We start from the raw sequence: 19,523 nt of genomic DNA, 5'->3' as shown, positions 1-19,523 counted from the left end.
GCGATCACTCACGGCCGCCCCGCGCCTCAGCTCTCCCCGCGCCTCGGTGCTCCCCGCGCCTCAGTTCTCCGCGAGGATCTCGTCCGCGTCCATGATCCGGTACGCGTACCCCTGTTCCGCCAGGAAGCGCTGGCGGTGGGCCGCGAAGTCCTGGTCGATCGTGTCCCGGGCGACGACGGAGTAGAAGTGGGCCTGGTGTCCGTCGGCCTTCGGCCGCAGCACCCGCCCGAGCCGCTGCGCCTCCTCCTGGCGTGAACCGAACGTGCCCGACACCTGGATGGCCACGGTCGCCTCCGGCAGGTCGATCGAGAAGTTCGCGACCTTGGACACGACGAGGACACTGATCTCACCCTCACGGAAGGCGCCGAAGAGCTTCTCCCGCTGGGCGTTGGAGGTCTCGCCCTTGATCACCGGTGCGTTCAAGTGCTCGCCCAGTTCGTCGAGTTGGTCGATGTACTGCCCGATGACGAGGATCTGCTGACCCGCGAAGCGCCGCACGATCGCCTCCGTGACCTTCCGCTTCGTGGCGGTGGTCGCACAGAAGCGGTACTTCTCCTCGGCCTCGGCGGTGGCGTACGCGAGCCGCTCGGACTCGGTGAGATTGACGCGGACCTCGACACAGTCGGCGGGCGCGATGTACCCCTGCGCCTCGATCTCCTTCCAGGGCGCGTCGAACCGCTTCGGCCCGATGAGGGAGAACACGTCCGACTCCCGGCCGTCCTCACGCACGAGCGTCGCGGTCAGTCCCAGCCGCCGCCGCGCCTGCAGATCCGCGGTGAACTTGAAGACGGGCGCGGGCAGCAGATGCACCTCGTCGTAGAGGATGAGCCCCCAGTCACGGGAGTCGAAGAGCTCCAGGTGGGGGTAGATCCCCTTCCGCCTGGTCGTCAGCACCTGGTACGTGGCGATGGTGACGGGCCGGATCTCCTTGCGCGTCCCGCTGTACTCGCCGATCTCCTCCTCCGTCAGCGAGGTCCGCTTGATCAGCTCGTGCTTCCACTGCCGGGCGGAGACGGTGTTCGTGACGAGGATGAGCGTGGTCGACTTGGCCTGCGCCATCGCCCCCGCGCCGACCAGGGTCTTGCCGGCCCCGCAGGGCAGCACGACGACACCGCTGCCGCCGTGCCAGAAGTTCTCCACGGCCTGCTTCTGGTACGGCCGCAGCGCCCACCCGTTCTCGTCCAGCTCGATCGGGTGCGCCTCGCCGTCGACGTACCCGGCGAGGTCCTCGGCCGGCCAGCCCAGCTTCAGCAGCACCTGCTTGATCTGGCCGCGCTCGGAGGGGTGCACGGCCACGGTGTCGGGGTCGAGCCGGTTGCCGACGAGCGGGGCGACCCGCTTCGACCGCAGGATCTCCTCCAGCACGGGCCGGTCGGTGGTGGTGAGGACGAGCCCGTGTGCGGGGTGCTTGGAGAGCGTGAGCCGACCGTACCGGTCCATGGTCTCGGCGATGTCCACGAGCAGCGCGTGCGGCACGGGATACCGGCTGTACTCCACCAGCGCGTCCACGACCTGCTCGGCGTCGTGCCCGGCGGCCCGCGCGTTCCACAGCCCCAGCGGGGTCACCCGATATGTGTGGATGTGCTCGGGCGCCCGCTCCAACTCGGCGAACGGGGCGATCGCGCGCCGGCACTCGTCGGCTCGCTCGTGATCGACCTCAAGGAGCAGGGTCTTGTCGGACTGGACGATGAGGGGGCCATTCACGTACGTACACATCCCTTCCGCACGGCCAAACGTCCAGTGTGCACTACCGGCCGATGATCACGGCGGGCTCTGCGAGGCTCAGCCCATGGGAGAGCTCGTGGAACGGGTAGACGAACAGGACCGGGTGCTCGGGACGGTGGACCGGGGCGAGGCCATCGCGAACCACTGGCTGCACCGGGTCGCGACGACCGTCTGCCGGGACCGGGAGGGCCGCGTCCTGGTGCACCGGCGGGCGGCGGACATGTCCCGGTTCCCCGGACAGTACAACTGGCTGATCGGCGGTGCCGCGGGGATCGGGGAGTCCTACGAGGAGGCGGCGGCCCGTGAACTCACCGAGGAACTCGGGGTGGTGGTGCCGATGCGGTTCGCCTTCAAGTTCCTGTGCCGGGGCGTGATCAGCCCGTACTGGCTCGGCGTCCACGAGGCGGTCGTCCGTACGGACATCACCCCCGACCCGGGCGAGATCGCCTGGCACGCGTGGGTCACGGAGGCCGAGCTGCGGGAGATGTCCCGGCGCCCGACGTTCGTGGCCGACGCGGTGGAGGCGCTGGACCGCTATCTGAACCGAGCCGGGTTGTGGCGAACTGGGGCGAGTTGAGCTGAGGCGGGCCCGTCCGCGCCGCCCCTTCGCCGACCGGCGCCCTACCCCTCCGCCAACTCCGCCACCCCCGTCACCCGGTGCAGCGGGTATGTCCGTACCTCGTCCGCCGTGTGGTCGTACGCCGTGACGAAGCCGCCCTCCACGCGCATCGGGGCGATGACGCGCTGGCTGGCGGAGCCCTCGGCGTTGACGTAGCCGATCCAGACGGTGTCGCCGGTGAGGACGGCGGCCTGCATGGTGGCGAGGGTCTCGGCGGAGCTGGTGCGGGGGAGTTCGCCGGTCGGTGAAGGGGTCGTCTTGAGGGGGGTCGTGGAGGCGCGGTCGCCCGCCCTGATCGCGCGGATCGCGGCCGACAGGAGGGTGGTGTCCGGGGTCGGCGGGCCGTCCGGTACCGGTTCCGGGGCCGTGCGGGGCGGGGTGCGGTGGGCGTGGGCGCGGGTGATGACGACATCGCCCTCCGCGGACTCGGCGGCCGGCGCGAAGCCCATCGCGCGCAGCCCGTCGAGGAGCGCCGCCGGATCGGCCTGCGCGGCCAGCACGGTCGGCGCGAGGCGGCGCAGCCGCAGGCCCGCCGACCGTTTGTCCGCGAGGATCTCGCTGAGCACCGAGTCGTCGTCGCAGCGCACATACGCCGAGGCCGTACCGATCCGCAGATGGCCGTGCCTGCGGGCCACGTCGTCGATCAGATAGGCGAGGGGCTGCGGGACCGGCGTACGGGAGTGCGCGGTGAGGAAGTCGTGCAGGTCGGAGGCGGAACGGCCCGCGTCCAGCGCGCGGCGCACCGAGCCCGGCGTGAAGCGGTAGACGGTCGCCCCGCCCTTCGACTCCACGTCCGCGAGCACGTCCAGCGTGTCCGCCAGCGGCCGTTGCAGCGGGCCGGGCGCGACCGCCGTCAGGTCCGCCTGGAGGAGTACGTGGTCCAAGGGCTCGGGCAACAACGGCGCGAGCAGCCGAGCCGCGGCGGCACTCGCCGTGGCCTGTTCGGCGGGGGAGAGGGGCTCGGGGGGAGCGGGGGTGCGGTGGTGGACGGGGAGCTTGTCGCCGGGGCCGGAGGGAGCCGCGGAACGAGGACCGACGGAAGCCGGGGATCCTGCCCCTGCCCCTGCCCCGGACCCTGCCCCGGACCCTGCCCCGGACCCGGACCCGGACCCGGACCCGGACCCGGACCCGGACCCTGACCCGGACCCTGCCCCGGACCCTGACCCGGACCCTGCCCCGGACCCGGACCCTGCCCCGGACCCGGACCCGGACCCCGACCTGGACCCTGACCCCGACCCTGACCCCGACCTGGACCCCGACCCGGGTCCAGTGGCAGACGCGGGATCGGCGTGGCCGACCGCCGCACCCCGGCGCCCCAGCAACGCCCGCCCCTGCGCCGACAGAGCCCCCCGCCCCGTCACCCCCAACATCTCCGCCTCGCCCAACGTCCACCGCGCAAGGCGACTGCGCAGATCGTCGCCCTCCTGAGGACTCCCCGGAGTGCCCCCTTGAGCACCTCCCTGAGAGACCGCCTGCGCACCCCCCGCCCCCCGCAACGGCCGCTCCCACCGCAACCGGGCCAGCACCGACTCGACCGACGGCGAGGCGCCCTCGGGCAACCCGGCGAGCAGCCCGAGCACCCGGTGTCGTACTTCCGGAGCGGCCGAGCGATCCAGGCCGGGGCCGAGCGCCGACAGCGTCCGGTCCTTCCCGTCCCGTCCGCCCACCAGGCCCGACGTCCGGGTGGCCGTCAGCCAGGCCTCCGCGAGCCGGGACCAGCGCTGCGCGGCGGGCTGCTCCAGCCACTCGTCGAGGGCCGGGGTCGCCGCGTACCGCTCGTCGGCCTCGCCGTCGGACGCCAACAGGCCTGCCGCATAGGCGAGTTCGACCCAGAAGGCCGCGACGGGCTCCGCCACGTCCAGCGCAACCGCCGTCCGCTTCAGATCGCGGACGCTGAGGCCGCCCGCCCGCATCACCGTCGGCCCGCCCTCGTCCCAGTCCTTCAGCAACTCCTCGACCGTCGCCAGCGCGGTGTACGCCTGCCCGGCCGCCGTCGTGTCCACCACCTGTGGACGGTGCGTGGCCTTCGCCTCGACCGGCGGCGCCACCGGTTCCGTCGCGCGGTGCGCGCGCCCGGCCCGCAGATGCAGGGCCACTTCACGGGGGAGTACGACCGTGCCGGGCGCGGTGGGCAGCAGCAGCCCCCGGTCGAGCAGCCAGCGCAGCCGGGCCGCCGGGTCGGCGGTCACCTGCCCGTAGGGCGGCCCCCAGACCAGCCGGTTGAGCACCTCCAGGGACTCCTCGGGGGCGCCGGCGAGCAGCGCCTTCATCCGCCTCCGGGCCGTGAACAGCTTGGTGAGCGCGGCCACCGCGGACACCGAGTCATGGGTGGAGGGCAGCCCCGCCGCCGTCACGATCTCCTGGATCCGGCCCGGCGACATGCCCGCCGTGGCCTCCGCGACCGTAGGCCCGAGCCCGGTCGGCGACGGATGCTGCGGCGACGGCGCCAGCAGCTCACGCGCCGTCCGCACCAGCCGCAGCCGGTCGTCCGCGCCCCACACCAGCGCCTGCTCGCGCAGGGTCGCGAGGGCGCGCGGCAGGGCGTGCGTGACGGCCGCGTCGCGCGCGTCGCCCGCCATGAGCCCGAGCAGCGCGTCGTACGGCGCCGGGTCCGCCGCCACGGCCAACGCCTCCGCCGTCTGCAGCGCGAACCGGTCCAGCCGCTCCAGCGCCCGCACGACCGATCCGCGCGTACCGGCCCGGGTCGCGAGCTGCGTGAGGTCGGTGGGAACGGGCGTGATGAGGTCGGGACGGCTGCGCAGCAGCGCGGCCATGGACGCGTCGTCCCTGCTTCGAAGTGCCTCCGCGAGCGAACGGGGCGGCGTGGCCGAGGTGCTCATCCGACCCACGGTAGCGGGTGGGGGTGACGGCGGGGGAGCGCGTACGACGTGAGGTTCCCGGCAGCGGGCCTGCTGGCGGTAACGTCTGTCACCGAGGGGTATCCAACGCACCCGCCCCTGAGGGGACTTCGTGGGTATCGAGAGCGACCAGGTCGTCTACGAGTATCTGAGCCGCGTCGGCGACGTCGCGCACCAGCGGCAGCTGCCCTCGGTCACGCGGATGCGGCTCGTGTCCGAGCTGCGCAACGAGATCGACCGTCGGCGGGCCGGGGCCACCGTCGACACACCGGCCGCCGTCCAGCGCATCCTCAAGGGCCTCGGCAGCCCGGACGAGGTCGTCGCCGCGGCCGGCACCGGCGCCGGCGTCCCCCGGGCGCCGAGCACCTCCGTGCCCGTACAACGGGACCACGAGGACGATCTACGGCCGAAGGGCCTGCGCCGGGTCGTACCGCTGCCGCGTCCGCGCCCCACGCGGGCGGCGCCCGAGCCCGACAACTCCGCCTCCGCACCGCACCTCGCGAGCGCGTCCGACCTTGGCGCCGGCGTCATGCAGCCCGACTGGTGGCGAGGGGAGGGCAACGGCTTCGCGCTGGGCGACAGCGTGCCCGGGTTCACCGGCGGGATCGAGATCCCGGACCTGCTCAAGCCCCCGCCGTCGAAGGAGCCCCCGAAGGAGCCGGCGAAGGAACCGGAGCCGGTGGCCGTACCGGTGATCGAGCAGGCACCGGTAGTCCCCGCCCGCCGACGCCGCATGGTCCCCCGCCTCCCCGCCGGACGCTGGTCCAACCCCCTGCTGCTGATCGCCGCCGCGCTCCTCGTCGGGGGCGCCGCACTCGGCAACTGGTTCGCGCTGCTGCTGGGTTGGCTCATCGCGTACGCCTCCCGGCGGCTGACCGACGCCGAGACGAAGGCGGCGGTGATCGGCCTGCCGACGGCGGCCGTCGCGGCCGGCATCGTCTGGCTCTGGGGCCGCAACACCGGCCGCTGGGGCACCCCCATCGCCCAGGGCCACATGAACGACGCGATCTCCGAGACCTGGCCGTGGGTGGTGCGGGGCGCGGCGGTGGCGTCGGCGCTGTACCTGGTGTGGCGGTCGCAGCGACAGCGCTGAGGCGATGGGTGGGCCTGGTGGGATAGTCGTAGCGACTGGGCACAATGGCCCATATGACTTCTTACTCCTCGCCCGGCCCGACCGTCGGCTTCGACCTCGACATGACCCTCATCGACTCCCGGCCCGGCATCCGTGCCAGCATGCTGGCGCTGGCGGAGCGGACGGGGACGTACATCGACGCCGATCTCGCGATCACCCGGCTCGGGCCGCCGCTCGCCGACGAGTTGATCAACTGGTTCCCGGCGGAGGAGGTGCCCGCCGTGGCGGACCTGTACCGCGAGATGTACCCGTCGTTCGCCATCGCCGCGACCCTCGCGATGCCCGGCGCCCCCGAGGCGATCGAGGCGGTACGGGCGGCGGGTGGCCGGGCGGTCGTCGTCACGGCGAAGTACGAGCCCAACGCGAAGCTGCACCTCGCGCATCTCGGCATCGACGCGGACGCCGTGATCGGCGATCTGTGGGCCGAGCAGAAGGCGGAGGCGCTGCGCGCGGAGGGCGCGAGCGTGTACGTCGGCGACCACGTCGGGGACGTGCGCGGAGCCCGCGTCGCCGAGGCCCTGTCGGTCGCGGTCGCGACCGGCCCGTGCGACGCGGACGAACTGCGCGCGGCCGGGGCGGACGTCGTGCTCGGCGACCTCACCGAGTTCCCGCGATGGCTTTCGGACTACCTCGCCGCACGCGCCTGACGGCGGCCCGCGGCGACCGACTGGAGCACTCCCGCGGCGGCCAGCAGGAATCCGACGCCCATGAGCATGCTCAAGAGGTACATGTACGTCGGAAAAGGCGTCGTGTGGAGCAACAGCGGTACCACGGTGACGAGTGTGGCCACCGCACCGAGGAAAAAGACGATGGCACCGGCACGGATCAGTCGGTCACCGGCCGCGGCGGAATTCGTTTGGGTTTTGTCACGCACCGGACCAGGGTAGTTCCCAGCGCGAAGGAACAAGCGGGCGACGTCTTGTCAGCCGCCTGAAGACCATTAGCCTTGGTACCGGCGGGTCCCGACGACCCGCCGGTCTGCTATCCGAAGCAGTTTTCCGACGAGTACGAGGACGAGGACAGACGTGCCTACCGGCAAGGTCAAGTGGTTCAACAGCGAGAAGGGCTTCGGCTTTCTCTCCCGTGACGACGGCGGTGACGTCTTCGTCCATTCCTCGGTTCTGCCCGCCGGAGTTGATGCCCTGAAGCCCGGACAGCGCGTGGAGTTCGGGGTCGTCGCCGGTCAGCGCGGCGACCAGGCCCTCTCGGTGGCCCTGCTCGACCCGACCCCGTCGGTCGCGGCGGCCCAACGCAAGAAGCCGGACGAACTGGCCTCCATCGTCCAGGACTTGACGACCCTCCTCGAGAACATCACCCCGATGCTGGAGAAGGGCCGCTACCCCGACAAGGCCTCCGGCGGAAAGATCGCGGGGCTGCTGCGGGCGGTGGCGGACCAGTTGGACGTGTAGATATCCGGCAGATCTAGGGGAAGTCGAGTGCGTTCGGGCCGAGGGGCGGCACCAGCCCCTCGGCCGCCGCGCGCGTCAACAGCCCCCGGATCGCGGCATATCCGTCCTCGCCGAGGTCGGCGGTGAACTCGTTGACGTACAGCCCGATGTGCTGGTCGGCGACGGCCGGGTCCATCTCCTGGGCGTGCTCCATGACGTACGGCCGGGAGACCTCGGGTTCGGCCCACGCGGCCCGCACGGAGGACCGGATCGAGTCGGCGAGCAGGGTCAACCGCCCCTCGCCCAGGGACCGTTTGGCGATGATCGCGCCCAGCGGGATCGGCAGGCCGGTCGTGGCCTCCCAGTGCTCGCCCATGTCCGCGAGCTTGTGCAGACCGTAGTTCTGGTACGTGAAGCGCGCCTCGTGGATGACGAGCCCCGCGTCGACCTTCCCGTCCTGCACGGCCGGCATGATCTCGTGGAACGGCATGACGACGATCTCGCCCACCCCGCCCGGCACCGTGTCCGCCGCCCAGAGCCGGAACAGCAGATACGCCGTCGACCGCTCGCTCGGCACCGCGACCGTACGACCGGTCAGGTCCACGCCCGCGTCCCGGGTGAGCACCAGCGGCCCGCACCCCCGCCCCAGCGCACCCCCGCAGGGCAGCAGCGCGTACTCGTCGAGAACGTACGGCAGCACGGCGTACGACACCTTCAGGACGTCCAACTCACCGCGCTCGGCCATGCCGTTGGTGATGTCGATGTCCGCGAAGGTCACGTCCGGCGCGGGCGCGCCCGGCACCCGGCCGTGCGCCCAGGCGTCGAAGACGAAGGTGTCGTTGGGGCAGGGCGAGTAGGCGATCCGCAGAGGCTGCTCACTGGTGGTCATACGTACGTCCAACTCTCCAGTACGGGCGCGCACTTCCCGAATCCCTCGGTCAGGGCCGCGAGCGCGTCGCCGATGCGCCAGGCGGCGCGGTCGCGCGGGCCGACGGGGTTGGAGACCGCGCGCAGTTCCAGGACGGGGATGCCGTGCGCGGCGGCGGCCTCGGCGACGCCGAAACCCTCCATCGCCTCGGCGAGGGCCCGGGGGTGACGGGCGCGAAGTTCCGTGGCGCGGGCGGCCGTTCCGGTCACCGTGGAGACGGTGAGGACGGCTCCGGTGCGGGCGCCGGTCGCCGCCGCGAGCTCTCGTACGAGTGCATTCGGCGGACGGTGGGTGACGGTGCCGAAGCCGAGTTCGGTGACCGGCACGAACCCGTCGGCGGTCTCGGCGCCCAGGTCGGCCGCGGTGATCTCGTCGGCGATCACGAGGGAACCGATGGGCGCCCCGGGCTGGAAGCCGCCGGCGATCCCGGCCGAGACGACGAGGTCGTACGGGGTGCGGGCGAGAGCCGTGGCGGTGACGGCGGCAGCGGCGGCCGGACCCACCCCGGCGGCGACGACCTCCCACGTGAAACCGGTGGTCCCGGTCAACGCCCGTGCCACCGCGTCCCGTTCGGCCGGGACGGCGGTGGCGACGAGGATGCGAGGGGCGTCCGTGGTCAGGAGTCCTTCTTGAACTTGAAGGACCACAGGCCCTTGACCGTCTTGTCGCCCTCCTTGATGGAGACGACGGTCGAGTTGCCGGTCGCGCCGTACTGGGTGTTGAAGAACACGCTGCCGGGGATCGTGCGGTACGTCTTCTTGCTGGAGTCGGTCAGCGGCTGACCGTTCATCAGGATCGTCCAGCCGTTGTCGGCGATCTTCGGGTCGACACCGAAACGTACGGTCTCGTCCGGGTCGACCGAGATCGACGTGGAGGCCTTCAGGCACTTCGCCAGCTCCGCGGTCTTCACCGCGTCGCCGTCGTTGTAGCAGGTGGCCTCGGTGTGGACCGAATTCCTCCCGACGGTGATCGTCGCGATCGGCGTCGGCTTGTCGCACGCCGACAGGACGAGCAGTCCGGCGGAAACGGCGCCGGCGGCGGCGACGGCGCGGCGGCGTCGCACAGCGGATTGCATGGTCATGGGGCGAAGGCTATCGGGCCCGTCCAGTACTCCCCCCACGTGGGGTGCGGCGTGCCGGGCCGGAGGTCGAGGGTTAGGCCACTCGCGGGCGTCCGCGGCCGCTGTGCCGGGGTGGTGCGGGGTGGAAGACGCGTGGGTGTCGGCCGCGCCTGTGCCGGGGTGGGCGGGGCAGGGGACGCGCGGGTGTCCGCCGCTGTGCAGGGTGCTGCGGGTCAGGCGACTCGCGGGTGTCCGCCGCCACTGTGTCGGGGTGGGAGTGGGAGGGGCAGGCCGCTCGCGGGTGTCCGCCGCCGTGCCAGGTGCCGCGGGTCAGGCGACTCGCGGGCGTCCGCCGGTCCCGTGTCGGGCCGAGGCGAGCAGGCCGCGCAGGGTGGTGAGCCAGCCCAGGGCGATGACCGCGGCGGCCAGGGTGAACCCGAGCGCGCCGTTCAGCGGCATCACGATGCCGATCGCGCCGCCGAACACCCAGGCCATCTGGAGCATGGTCTCCGAGCGGGCGAACGCCGAGGTGCGGACCAGCTCGGGCACGTCCCGCTGGATCAGCGCGTCCAGGGACAGCTTGGCCAGTGCCTGGCAGAACCCGGCGGTGGCGGCGAGACAGGCCACCAGCACGGCCCCGAAGAAGATCGCCGCCGTGATGGCCGCGCCCAGGACCAGCGCGACGACGGTCACGATGATGATCTCCGGCGCCCGCTGCCGCAGCCAGGACCCCACCGCCGTACCGAGCGCGTTCCCGACGCCCGCCGAGACGGCAACGATGCCCAGCGACACGGCCGCGCTCTGCCCGGTCATCGGATGCTCGCGCAGCAGGAACGCGAGGAAGAAGGTCAGGAAGCCGGACAGCCAGCGCAGCGCCGCGTTGGCGCCCAGCGCGTGGGTGACGGCGAGGCCGACCGTGCGCAGCCCCGGCCGCTTGACCTCCTTGGGATGCGGGCCGTGCAGATGGTTCTCGTCGGCCGCGAGCAGCGCCGTGTCCTCGCCCTTGGCCGAGTCGACCTTGGGGTCCAGGAAGAAACACAGGACCGTACCCGCGACGAAGATCACGAAGGCGCCGTAGAGCGGCCAGGGATCGCCGATGGCGTGCAGCCCGCCCGCGATCGGGGCGGCCACACCGGTGGCCAGAAGCCCGGCCAGGGTCACTCTGGAGTTCGCCTTCACCAGCGAGATGCGGGGTGGCAGCAGCCGGGGCACCACGGCGCTTCTGACGACGCCGTACGCCTTCGAGGCGACCAGGGCGCCCAGGGCCGCCGGATACAGCTCCAGGCTGCCGCTGGCGACCGCGCCGGAGATGATCAGCGCGAGGAGGGCGCGGGCCAGCATCGCGGCGGCCATGGCGGCGCGGCGGCCGTGCGGAAGCTTGTCGAGAAGAGGCCCGATCACCGGCGCGAGAACAGTGAAAGGCGCCATGGTGATCGCGAGATACAGCGCGACCCGGCCCCGCGCCTCGTCGGTCGGCACGGAGAAGAAGACGGTCGACGCGAGGGCGACGGTGATCATGACATCGCCGGCGCCGTTCACCGCGTGCAGCTCGATCAGCCGGCCGAGGCCCGACTCGCCCGCGCCGTGCGCGTGGGTCGCCTTGCGGATGCCGCGGGCGGTACCGGTGACGGGGAAGTGCAGGGCACGACCCATCGCGCGGACGGAACCGCCGACCCGGCCCGAACCGCCACCTCGGATGCTCCCCTTCGTCCCACCGATCCCGGTGGCACCTTGGGGCGACCTCGCGGCTGCCACTCCGTCATAGTGCCCCGAGAAAGGCGCGAGTAGTGCGGTTACCGCGCGTATGGCGGCTAGTGGGGGTGGATTCAGTGCCGTTGCACAGGTCTTCGGATGACGGCGTACGGGTCTTCGGGCGGGCGGGTACGGGTCTTCGGGCGGGCGGGTACGGGTCTTCGGGCGGGCGGGTAGCGGGTCTTCGGATGCCCGCTCACGGGCTCTCGGACGGGCGGGCACGGGCCTTCGGGTGACGGTCGCGGAGGTCTCGGTTCGATCGCCGCGCGCCGTCCGAGGGGCCGTCGGTGTGGGCGCATGGCGCGGGAGAAGGTAGCGTGCGTAGCGCGCCGTGGCGATTGTTCTCGGCCGCGCGCCTCTCAGCCATCCCGCAGAATGGATGGCGTAGGCGTGCCCGAGCGCGATCGGGCGCGGACGTCGACGCGGCCCTCCACCAGTGCCCCCAAGGGCCTGGTACATGTCTTTCAGCCGCTCCGTCCGCTCCCTTCGCCGCAACAGGCGCACCCGTGAGACGGCGTAGGAGAGAAGCGATACCTGTGAGCGCAGCGACCACGCGAAGCCGCACCCCCGACCGCCTGTGTGCCGAGGCCGTCGACCTCGCCCGTGCCGCAGCCGAGGAGGCCGCCGCGCCAGGCGTGGTCGGCGAGCACGCGGGCTTCGAATCCGAGGGCGACCGTGTGGTCACGCACTTCTTCGAGTGCAAGGAGTTCGGCTACCGGGGCTGGCGCTGGGCGGTGACGGTAGCGAGGGCGTCCCGCGCGAAGCTGGTGACGCTGGACGAGGTCGTCCTGCTCCCCGGCCCCGACTCGCTCCTGGCCCCCGAATGGGTCCCGTGGAGCGAACGCCTGCGCCCCGGCGACATGGGCCCCGGCGACCTGCTCCCCACGGACGCGGAGGACCTCCGTCTGGAGCCCGGTTACACGGGCGAGGACGAGCCCCCGCCGAACTCCGCGGTCTCGGAGGAGATGGCGGAACTGGTCGAGGCGGAGGACGCGGAGGTGACCGCGGGCACCCCCGCGACCCTCCCCATGGCCCCCACCCGGGGCTCGATCGCGGCGGTCGCCGAGGAACTGGGCATCCGCCGGGCCCGAGTCCTCTCCCGCTACGGCCTCCACGTGGCCGCGGACCGCTGGGAGGACGGCTTCGGCCCGAAAACCCCCATGGCCCAGGCGGCCCCCGCGGCCTGCGTCAGCTGCGGCTTCCTGGTCGCGGTCGGCGGCTCCCTGGGCCAGGCCTTCGGAGTCTGCGCGAACGAGTTCTCCCCGGCGGACGGCCACGTCGTGTCCCTGTCCTACGGCTGCGGCGGCCACTCGGAAGCAGCCGTCATGCCCAAACCGCCCCAGCCGCCGCCGCATGTGATCGACGAGACGATGGTGGACCCGTTCCCGTTGCGGCCCGCGGCGGATTCGGGGTCGGTGTCGGTGGGGGCGGACGAGGAATCGGCTGAGCTGGGGCACTCGTAGCTCTGTATTCTGGCGGCATACGGGAGAGGAGCAGCGCCATGAGCATCGACTCGACGATTGCGCGTACCGAGTTCCCCGAAGGGCACGTGGCTTTCTTCGGAATCGATGGGAAGATCATCTTGACGCCGCAGAGTTTCGAGCACTCCAGCACCATCAAGGTGATGCAGTACAACACGATCTTGTCCCTCGGGCTTGAAGCGAAGACCTCCTCCGACGTGTACATCGACTTCCCTGCGGACGAGAACTCCGCCCCCGACCTCGCCATCCTGCGCGAGGACGCCCGCCGGGAGGGCAAGCGCTACGGCTTCGAAGACGTTCTGCTGATCTCCGAGGTCGTCTCGACCTCGTCCGTCCGCAAGGACTACGACGACTGCACCGCGAAGTACGGCCGCCACGGCATCCCTGTCTACCTCGTCGTGGACCCCTACGCGCGGGAAGTCGTCCTCCACACTCAGCCGACCGGCACGGGGTACATCGCGGCCCACACCCACAAATACGGCACCGGCAAGCTCCCCATCCCTTTGGCTGATGGCCGCACCTTCACCCTCGACCTCGACCAACTCCCGCTGCCGGAGCCCGAGGTCGACGTTCACTGACGAACGGCGGAACCGGGGAAGCGACGACGGCACGGGCGGATCCCGGGTTCGTTGCGCGCCCCCGCCCCCCATGCTTGGCTCGCCCGATGAACCTTCTGCTGACGGCAAGCGGCCTGCGCAACGACACCCTGCGGGACGCGCTCCGGGACATGCTGGGCAAGCCGTTCGGGTCGGCGAACCTCGTCTACATCCCCACGGCGTCCATCGCCGAGCCCGGGGACCACAGCTGGATGATCGCGGACATGAACCGGCTGCACAGCCTCGGCTGGCGGGAGTTCGACGTCCTCGAACTGAACGGCCTGCCCAGCCAGTTGGTACTCGACCGCCTCCTCCACGCCGACGTCATCTACGTCGGGGGCGGCAACCACTACCACCTGGCCCGCAGCATCACCGGCAACAACCTGGCCGACGGTTTCCTGGAAGCTCTGCAGGACCGGGTCTACGTCGGCCTGAGCGCCGGATCAATGATCTTCAGCCGCAACCTCACCGAGCACTCCGCCGAAGTCATCGGAGACACCTCCGACCTCCACCTCCTCGGCGCGACGACCATCGACCCACCCTTCGCCCTCTTCGACTGGTACCTCAAGCCCCACCTCTACTCACCGGACTTCCCCGAACGCGACGACGCCTGGGCCGACCGCATCACCGCCCGCGCCGACTTCCCGATCTACTTCATCGACGACGACACAGCCCTCCGCGTCACGGACGACAGGACCCCGGACGTCATCTCCGAAGGCCGCTGGCGATTCCAGCCGTAGGCCGCCGACGAAACGGGAGCGGGTCGTGGCGGTACGGCGAGCCCGCCGTGTACCTGGTCCCCGCCCCGCCCACTGCGGCAGCGGGCAGAGGGGCCCGACCGGCGGCGGGCTCGCCGTACCTGCGCGACCCGGCACCCCCACCGGCCGTACGCGCAGGCACCGCAACCCCCACCTCCCTCCGCGCGGTACCTTCATCGCGACGTCGATGAGGAGAGTGAACGTACGTGAGTAAGTTCGTGCGGCCCGCCGCCGAGGGTGCCGACCCGTTCGGTACCGCCCGTCTGCGGCGTGGGGTGCTCGACGCCTGGGCGACCAGCCCGGCCCGCTTCCGGGAGGACGCCAACGCCGAGGAGGACCTCGTCCTCGGCGGCTACCGGGACCGGCTCGTCGTAGAGCTCGCGCAGAACGCCGCCGATGCCGCAGCCCGCGCCGGCGTGGCAGGCCGCCTCCGCCTCACCCTCCGCGACGGCGTCCTCTGCGCCGCCAACACCGGCGCCCCCCTCGACGCGACCGGCGTCGAATCCCTCTCCACCCTCCGCGCCTCCGCGAAGCGCGACGCGGGCGACAGCGCGGTAGGCCGATTCGGCGTCGGCTTCGCCGCCGTCGTCGCCGTGACCGACGAACCCGCCGTCGTAGGACGGCACGGCGGCGTCCGCTGGTCCCTCGCCGAGTCCCGCGCCCTCGCCGACGACACCGCCCGGCACAGCCCCGGCCTCGGCACCGAGATCCGCCGCCGCGACGGACAGGTCCCGGTCCTCCGCCTCCCGTTCGCGGCCGAGGGCACCGCCCCGGACTCCTACGACACGGTCGTCATCCTCCCCCTCCGCGACACCGCCGCCGAGGACCTCGCCGAACGCCTCCTCACCGCGGTCGACGACGCGCTCCTGCTCGCCCTCCCCGGCCTGGTCGAGGTCGTGATCGAGGTGGGCGACGAAACACCCCGCATCCTCAGCCGCCGCACCGCCGGCGCCGACACGGTCGTGGACGACACCCGCGACGGAACGACCCGCTGGCGTACGACCGCCGCACACGGCGAGCTCGACAAGGACCTCCTCACCGACCGCCCCGTGGAGGAACGGCTGCGCCCGTACTGGTCCGTCACCTGGGCCGTCCCGGTCGCCGACGACGGCACCCCCGCCCACCCCCGCACCAACCCCGTCGTACACGCCCCCACCCCCAGCGACGAACCCCTCGGCGTCCCGGCGCTCCTCATCGCGTCCCTCCCGCTCGACACCACCCGCAGGCACGCCGCCCCCGGCCCGCTGACCGACTTCGTGGTGGAGCGCGCGGCGGACGCGTACGTCGAACTCCTCGCCGCCTGGCGCCCGGTGACCACCGGCATCATCGACCTCGTACCGGGCCCGCTGGCCAAGGGAGAACTGGACGGCACCCTGCGCCAGTCGATCCTGCGACGCCTGCCGCGAACCCCCTTCCTCCCGCCCGCCGTCGAACCCCCCACCGCCGACCCCACCAGGGATCCGGCCACCGATCCGGCCACCGAACCCCTCACCGACGAACCGGAGTTGCCCGAGTCCCTGCGACCCCGAGACGCCGAGGTCATCGAGGGCGCGGGCGCCGACACCGTGCGGGTCCTCGCCGAAGTGCTCCCCACCCTCCTCCCCGCCGGCCTCGAACGCCGCGTGGAACTAAGGACGTTGGGCGTGGCCCGCGTCCCCCTCGCCGACGCGGTCGACCGCCTGGCCGGCCTGGAGAAGGACCCCGCCTGGTGGCGGCGGCTCTACGACAGCCTCGCGGGCGTGGACCCCGACAGGCTCTCCGGACTGCCCGTACCCCTCGCTGGGGGCACCTCCCAGGCTTTTGGCTCTGGGGGAGGCAGGACGACGATCGGCCCTCGCCAAGTCCTCCTCCCCACCCCCGACTCGGCCCAGGTCGAACCCGAGATCCTCGCCCGCCTGGGCCTCAAGGTCGCCCACCCGGACGCCGCGCACCCCCTCCTGGAGAAGCTCGGCGCGCTCCCGGCCACACCCCGCGCGGTGCTCACCACCCCCCAGGTCCGGGCCGCCGTGGCCGCCTCCATCGACGACGAGGGCGGCGCCGTATGGGACGAACCCGCCCCCGACGCCGAGGAGTTGGCCGACACGGTCCTCGCCCTCGTCCGGGACGCGGATCTCCAGCCCGGTGACGAACCCTGGCTCGGCGCCCTGGCCCTCCCCGACGAGGAGGGCGAACTGGCGCCCGCCGGTGAACTGGTGCTCCCCGGAAGCCCGTTCGCCCAGGTGATGCGCGAGGACGAACTGGCCTTCGTCGACGCGGAGTTGGCGGACCGTTGGGGCGAACAACCCCTCGCTGCCTGCGGAGTCCTCGCCACCTTCGCCCTCGTCCGCGCCACCGACGTGGTCCTCGACCCGGACGAACTGGAGCCCCGGGACAGCGACTTCGCGGAACCGGACGACCCCGGCCTGCTGGACTCCGTGGACGTGTGGTCGGAAGACGTCCTGGACCGCTTCCCCGACACCCCCGTACCCCCCGTGGCCACGGAACTCGTAGCCGTCCGCGACCTCGACCTCGTCGACGACGACCGCTGGCCCCAGGCCCTCGCCCTCCTCGCCCAGCCCCCGCTCCGCGACGCGATCACCCAGCAGGTCCGCGTCCTCCTGCCGGACGGCACCCACGAGCTCGTACGCCCGTACACGGCCTGGTGGTTGCGCGGCCACCCGGTACTGGACGGCCGCCGCCCGGCCGGCCTCCTGGCGGCAGGCGGCGACCCGCTCCTGCGCGGCCTCTACGACGAGGCGGACGCGACCGGCTTCGACGACGAGCAGGTACTCCGAGCACTCGGCGTACGCACCTCCGTCGCCGCCCTCCTCGACGAGCCCGGCGGAGCCGCCGAACTCCTCGACCGCCTCGCCGACCCGGACCGCGAGGTCACTGGCACCCAACTGCACGCCCTGTACAGCGCGCTGGCCGACCTGGACCCGGACCAGGTGACCCTCCCGGACGACCTGCGCGCCGTGGTCAACGGCGAGGTCACCGTCGTGGACGCCACCGAAGCCATGGTCGTCGACTCACCCGACCTGCTCCCCTTCACCGCCGACATCCCGCTCCTCCCCGTACGCCCGTCCAGGGCGGCCGAGTTGGCCGACCTCTTCCAGGTCCGGCGTCTGAGCGAGTCGGTGACGGGTTCGGTGGACTCGGAGGGCGCCGAGCACGAGGTACCCGAATCCGTCCGGATCCTCCTCGGCCCGCTCACCCCCGCCACCTACGTCGAACACGACGAACTCGTCGTGGACGGCGTGGAGATCGACTGGCGCCGCACCCGCGACGGCGTACTGCACGCCTCGACCCTGGAGGGCGTCGCCGCCGGCCTCGCCTGGGCGGCAGGCCAGTGGCCCCGCCGCTTCGAGGTCGCGGCCCTCCTCGAAGACCCGTCCCGCACCGAGGAGTTGGCCCGGGACCGTTGGTTCGACTGAGACCGGCACGCACGGGAAGGGCCGCCCCACCGGCGAGTTTCCGATGGGGCGGCCCTTCCCGGCTGGCCCTGCCCCGTCTCCGCCCCGGTCCCGTGCCGGTGTCGGCGATCTTCACGCGGCCGGGTCCCGGCGCGGGCACCACGACCACCCCGGCCGTCAACGCCGCGGGTGATTTCGTCGACGTGAAGTAATCAGTTCGCAATCCCCGTACAAAAACCTGATTCCGGCGTACAACCCTCTCCACCCGCCGCGCATCACACCACGTGAGCCAACAGGCTCCGCCATCACTTGGGCACCCGGCGCCGACGACGAGCCGTACGGAACGACCAGCGCGCCGGGGCCCCCTTTCTCCACTTGGGGAACGCATGCGCATACGCGCCACCGTGGCCGCCGTCTCCGGCGCCCTGGTTCTCTCCGCCTTCGCCGTACCGGCCGCACAGGCCGCGGGCTCCGACGCCGGCTCGTACCGCTCGGACATCGCGAAGATCCGTGAGGCCGCCCACGCCGCCTCCGGCAAGGCCGCTCTCTCCGGCTCCACCGTCGCCACACCCGCGGACGCCGAGCCGTACGCCCTGAACGTCACCTTCTCCAACATCAAGGTGCACAGCAGCAAGCCGATCGTGGTCGGCGCCGCCGCCCACGTCTCCGTGCCGGTCACGTACACGCTGACGCACGGCGCGGACGTCGACATCACCGCGGCCGACTTCTGGACCGATCTGTACCTCTACAAGGGCTCGTCGGCCGAGCCGGCGAACATGATCTTCGGCAACGACCTGGCCACCTGCACGGCCACCTCGACGACCGTCGCCGCCTGCAAGGGCACGCTCGACATCTACCCGGGCGAGGGCGACCTGTCGAACACCGACGCCGGCGCGTGGAAGGCCGGTGTCGAGGCCGTCGCGTGGAACGGCCAGGACCCCACCAGCAGCACCTTCGACGTCACCAAGGTCGGGTACGCCGACAAGGACGGCTTCGCCTCCCCGAACGTGACGCGCCTGTCCAAGCTGACGGTCAACGCCGCCCCGGAGCCGGTGAAGAAGGGCAAGACCATCACGGTCACCGGCAAGCTGACCCGCGCGAACTGGGACGCCAACAACTACACCGGCTACTCCACCCAGCCGGTGAAGCTCCAGTTCCGCAAGAAGAACGCCACCACGTACACCACGGTCAAGACCATCAAGACCACCTCCAACGGCAGCCTGAAGACCACCGTCAAGGCCACGGTCGACGGCTACTTCCGCTACAGCTTCGCGGGCACGCCGACCACCGCCCCGATCAACGCGACGGGCGACTACGTCGACGTGAAGTAGGAGTGCCGTAGTGAAGTAGCGGCAGTACGGTCCCAGACCCGCGCCCCGTTCCTCAGGGGCGCGGGTCTGCGTCGTTCCGCGACAGCCACTCGCCGACCGAAGGAGCGCGTTCCAGGATCTGGCCGACCTCCAAGCCCTCCTCGCGCGAGGTCACTCGCAGCAGCGGGGCGAAATCGTCGGGAAGCACATCCAGCAGGCTCCGCACACGGTCCCCCGCGCGCAGCGTGATCAGCAGCTCGCACCGCAACTGACGTGGAACGTGCGGCAGATGGGACAGGGAGTGCCACAGCGCCGGCCACAGATAGTGCGTGCCGTCGGGCGCCGCGTTGGCCCGCACCCACGTCGGCTCCAACCGCTGGCTCAGACCGAGATCACCGGCCCGCTCCTCCAGCCTGAACAGCGAGGCCGAGTCGATGGCTTTCAGCTCGCGCGGCAGAGGCTCCTCGCGAGGCAGGGGCTGATCGCGCGGCAGGGGCTGATCGAAGGGCATCGCCCCATACTGC

At 72.0% G+C, this 19,523-nt stretch carries 17 protein-coding genes; 9 read left to right on the top strand and 8 right to left on the bottom strand.

The features are described from left to right. Positions 1 to 60: 60 nt before the first annotated feature. Positions 61 to 1,704: a DNA repair helicase XPB gene (locus ACIRRY_RS21585; protein ID WP_329252116.1), complete on the bottom strand. Its 1,644-nt coding sequence runs from the start codon at positions 1,702 to 1,704 to the stop codon at positions 61 to 63. An 85-nt stretch (positions 1,705 to 1,789) separates the two neighbouring features. Here ACIRRY_RS21585 and ACIRRY_RS21580 point away from each other — a divergent pair, with 85 nt between their 5' ends. Beyond that, a complete protein-coding gene (locus tag ACIRRY_RS21580) occupies positions 1,790 to 2,302 on the top strand; it encodes an NUDIX hydrolase (protein WP_403975043.1) in 513 nt (170 codons plus the stop codon). Positions 2,303 to 2,346: 44 nt separating this feature from the next. Here the strand turns inward: ACIRRY_RS21580 and ACIRRY_RS21575 are convergent, their stop codons facing one another. After that, entirely contained in the window at positions 2,347 to 5,184 is a 2,838-nt protein-coding gene (locus ACIRRY_RS21575) for a helicase-associated domain-containing protein (RefSeq protein ID WP_403975041.1), read from the bottom strand. Between the two features lie 130 nt (positions 5,185 to 5,314). On the opposite strand from ACIRRY_RS21575, the gene ACIRRY_RS21570 reads away from it, so the two are divergent. Beyond that, entirely contained in the window at positions 5,315 to 6,295 is a 981-nt protein-coding gene (locus tag ACIRRY_RS21570) for a hypothetical protein (RefSeq protein WP_403975039.1), read from the top strand. A 44-nt stretch (positions 6,296 to 6,339) separates the two neighbouring features. Continuing rightward, on the top strand, positions 6,340 to 6,981 hold the full coding sequence (locus ACIRRY_RS21565; RefSeq protein WP_403975037.1) for an HAD family hydrolase: 642 nt from the start codon (positions 6,340 to 6,342) through the stop codon (positions 6,979 to 6,981). Here the strand turns inward: ACIRRY_RS21565 and ACIRRY_RS21560 are convergent. Further along, positions 6,960 to 7,208, bottom strand: a complete 249-nt coding sequence (locus tag ACIRRY_RS21560; RefSeq protein WP_403975034.1) for a hypothetical protein — start codon at positions 7,206 to 7,208, stop codon at positions 6,960 to 6,962. The two genes, ACIRRY_RS21565 and ACIRRY_RS21560, sit on opposite strands and share 22 nt — an antisense overlap. A 151-nt stretch (positions 7,209 to 7,359) precedes the next feature. On the opposite strand from ACIRRY_RS21560, the gene ACIRRY_RS21555 reads away from it, so the two are divergent. Continuing rightward, the gene (locus ACIRRY_RS21555) at positions 7,360 to 7,743 is read left to right on the top strand and encodes a cold-shock protein (protein ID WP_201055598.1); all 384 of its coding nucleotides are present in this window, start codon (positions 7,360 to 7,362) and stop codon (positions 7,741 to 7,743) included. A 13-nt stretch (positions 7,744 to 7,756) separates the two neighbouring features. On the opposite strand, the gene ACIRRY_RS21550 is transcribed toward ACIRRY_RS21555, so the two are convergent. The 4 genes from ACIRRY_RS21550 to ACIRRY_RS21535 form a co-directional block, all read right to left on the bottom strand. Next, complete coding sequence (locus ACIRRY_RS21550; protein WP_403975031.1) at positions 7,757 to 8,611, bottom strand: 1,4-dihydroxy-6-naphthoate synthase; 855 nt, start codon at positions 8,609 to 8,611, stop codon at positions 7,757 to 7,759. Next, positions 8,608 to 9,297: a futalosine hydrolase gene (locus ACIRRY_RS21545; RefSeq protein WP_403975029.1), complete on the bottom strand. Its 690-nt coding sequence runs from the start codon at positions 9,295 to 9,297 to the stop codon at positions 8,608 to 8,610. The genes ACIRRY_RS21550 and ACIRRY_RS21545 overlap by 4 nt, the downstream gene beginning before the upstream one ends. Further along, positions 9,267 to 9,731 carry a DUF2771 domain-containing protein gene (locus ACIRRY_RS21540; RefSeq protein WP_403975027.1) on the bottom strand — a complete coding sequence of 155 codons (465 nt, stop codon included), beginning with the start codon at positions 9,729 to 9,731 and terminating at the stop codon, positions 9,267 to 9,269. Before ACIRRY_RS21540 ends, ACIRRY_RS21545 begins: the two co-directional genes overlap by 31 nt. A 309-nt stretch (positions 9,732 to 10,040) precedes the next feature. Then, a complete protein-coding gene (locus tag ACIRRY_RS21535; protein WP_403975026.1) occupies positions 10,041 to 11,465 on the bottom strand; it encodes an MFS transporter in 1,425 nt (474 codons plus the stop codon). Between the two features lie 533 nt (positions 11,466 to 11,998). Between ACIRRY_RS21535 and ACIRRY_RS21530 the strand changes: the two genes are divergently transcribed. The 5 genes from ACIRRY_RS21530 to ACIRRY_RS21510 all read left to right on the top strand — a co-directional run bounded on the left by ACIRRY_RS21530 (position 11,999) and on the right by ACIRRY_RS21510 (position 19,020). Further along, positions 11,999 to 12,925, top strand: coding sequence for a DUF3027 domain-containing protein (locus ACIRRY_RS21530; RefSeq protein WP_403975024.1), 927 nt, complete (start codon positions 11,999 to 12,001; stop codon positions 12,923 to 12,925). A 38-nt stretch (positions 12,926 to 12,963) separates the two neighbouring features. Then, the gene (locus tag ACIRRY_RS21525) at positions 12,964 to 13,521 is read left to right on the top strand and encodes a Uma2 family endonuclease (protein ID WP_403975022.1); all 558 of its coding nucleotides are present in this window, start codon (positions 12,964 to 12,966) and stop codon (positions 13,519 to 13,521) included. 86 nt (positions 13,522 to 13,607) lie between these two features. After that, positions 13,608 to 14,279: a Type 1 glutamine amidotransferase-like domain-containing protein gene (locus ACIRRY_RS21520; RefSeq protein WP_403975020.1), complete on the top strand. Its 672-nt coding sequence runs from the start codon at positions 13,608 to 13,610 to the stop codon at positions 14,277 to 14,279. A 224-nt stretch (positions 14,280 to 14,503) separates the two neighbouring features. Next, positions 14,504 to 17,710, top strand: coding sequence for a sacsin N-terminal ATP-binding-like domain-containing protein (locus tag ACIRRY_RS21515; RefSeq protein WP_403975018.1), 3,207 nt, complete (start codon positions 14,504 to 14,506; stop codon positions 17,708 to 17,710). 365 nt (positions 17,711 to 18,075) lie between these two features. Next, positions 18,076 to 19,020 (top strand): hypothetical protein, encoded by a 945-nt coding sequence (locus ACIRRY_RS21510; protein ID WP_403975016.1) that lies wholly within the window; start codon positions 18,076 to 18,078, stop codon positions 19,018 to 19,020. Between the two features lie 52 nt (positions 19,021 to 19,072). Here the strand turns inward: ACIRRY_RS21510 and ACIRRY_RS21505 are convergent, their stop codons facing one another. Beyond that, the gene (locus ACIRRY_RS21505) at positions 19,073 to 19,510 is read right to left on the bottom strand and encodes a hypothetical protein (RefSeq protein ID WP_403975014.1); all 438 of its coding nucleotides are present in this window, start codon (positions 19,508 to 19,510) and stop codon (positions 19,073 to 19,075) included. Between the last annotated feature and the right edge of the window lie 13 nt (positions 19,511 to 19,523).

This window comes from Streptomyces sp. NPDC101776 (assembly GCF_044766845.1).
In the GTDB taxonomy this organism is placed as follows: domain Bacteria; phylum Actinomycetota; class Actinomycetes; order Streptomycetales; family Streptomycetaceae; genus Streptomyces.
The sequence above is the reverse complement of the archived record's forward strand: the minus strand, read 5'-3'. Positions and strand labels throughout refer to the sequence as shown.

Excerpts from the sequence above, each read along its gene's own strand:
- ACIRRY_RS21580 (WP_403975043.1), top strand. The coding sequence starts at position 1,790 with ATGGGAGAGCTCGTGGAACGGGTAGACGAACAGGACCGGGTGCTCGGG.
- ACIRRY_RS21575 (WP_403975041.1), bottom strand. The coding sequence starts at position 5,184 with ATGAGCACCTCGGCCACGCCGCCCCGTTCGCTCGCGGAGGCACTTCGA.
- ACIRRY_RS21565 (WP_403975037.1), top strand. The coding sequence starts at position 6,340 with ATGGCCCATATGACTTCTTACTCCTCGCCCGGCCCGACCGTCGGCTTC.
- ACIRRY_RS21550 (WP_403975031.1), bottom strand. The coding sequence starts at position 8,611 with ATGACCACCAGTGAGCAGCCTCTGCGGATCGCCTACTCGCCCTGCCCC.
- ACIRRY_RS21540 (WP_403975027.1), bottom strand. The coding sequence starts at position 9,731 with ATGACCATGCAATCCGCTGTGCGACGCCGCCGCGCCGTCGCCGCCGCC.
- ACIRRY_RS21525 (WP_403975022.1), top strand. The coding sequence starts at position 12,964 with ATGAGCATCGACTCGACGATTGCGCGTACCGAGTTCCCCGAAGGGCAC.
- ACIRRY_RS21520 (WP_403975020.1), top strand. The coding sequence starts at position 13,608 with ATGAACCTTCTGCTGACGGCAAGCGGCCTGCGCAACGACACCCTGCGG.
- ACIRRY_RS21510 (WP_403975016.1), top strand. The coding sequence starts at position 18,076 with ATGCGCATACGCGCCACCGTGGCCGCCGTCTCCGGCGCCCTGGTTCTC.
- ACIRRY_RS21505 (WP_403975014.1), bottom strand. The coding sequence starts at position 19,510 with ATGCCCTTCGATCAGCCCCTGCCGCGCGATCAGCCCCTGCCTCGCGAG.